General features: G+C 41.6%; 2 protein-coding genes and 1 pseudogene. All 3 read left to right on the top strand.

Features of this window, described 5'->3' with window-relative positions; translation table 11 throughout:
- Positions 1–205: hypothetical protein (locus tag KIV40_RS34050; protein WP_285353862.1), on the top strand; the 205-nt coding region annotated here is incomplete at its 5' end.
- Between the two features lie 56 nt (positions 206–261).
- Positions 262–531: a hypothetical protein gene (locus KIV40_RS34045; RefSeq protein ID WP_285353861.1), complete on the top strand. Its 270-nt coding sequence runs from the start codon at positions 262–264 to the stop codon at positions 529–531.
- 39 nt (positions 532–570) lie between these two features.
- A pseudogene (locus tag KIV40_RS34040) lies at positions 571–765 on the top strand (inosine/guanosine kinase); the annotation flags it as partial.

Here is a 765-nt window from a genome sequence, read left to right as displayed (position 1 = left end):
GCCGGACATACCGACAATTACTTTCTTTTGGCTGTTTCCAGAGCTGATATCTGACATGTCTAAACACCGTTACTATTACTTGGTCGCAGATTCTAACAGAAAGAGAAACAACGTGACAGATCCGAGACCGGAATCACAGTTTCTTTTGCACAAGAAGTGTGCTGACTTTTTGGATGAATCTGATGAAAGCGAGGCGAGTCGCTAGGATGTGAGACCTATATGTGGCATAGTCGCTCATAATCCAAGACCTGAGATGAAAAAATGTCTGAACAAGATGAATTTATGCAAGAAGAGCAGTTGATTGAGATTATTGAGAATCAGCTAGAAGATGGCCAACCGATCAAAGTAAAAGAGACGTTAATGCGTCTGATGATGACAGGTCACTCTCGCGAAGATGCTATTGCTGCAATGGCATGTGCGCTTGCTATCGAAGTATTTGATGTGATGAAGAACAATGCTGAATTTAACCAGAAGCGTTACTCAGAGCATCTAGATATGCTGCCAGATCTAAGCTTTATGGAAGGCGAATAAAAAAATAGCCGTGCAAACGTTTGCTCTTAGACTAGCCTTATGAAATTTCCTGGACAACGTAAATCAAAGCACTATTTTCCGGTTCACGCTCGTGACCCATTAGTGAGTCAATCTCAGAACAGCAAGAAGATGTCTCGCACTCATATTATCGGTATTGACCAAACTCTGGTGGATATTGAAGCGAAAGTAAGTTCAGAACTGATTGAGAAGTACGGTTTAAGTAAAGGCCATTCA

The sequence above is a fragment of the Vibrio sp. D173a genome (assembly GCF_030248475.1).
This window is presented reverse-complemented; position numbering and strand designations above follow the sequence as displayed.

What these genes read in the sequence shown, in the direction of transcription:
- KIV40_RS34045 (WP_285353861.1), top strand. Translation starts at nt 262, where the DNA reads ATGTCTGAACAAGATGAATTTATGCAAGAAGAGCAGTTGATTGAGATT.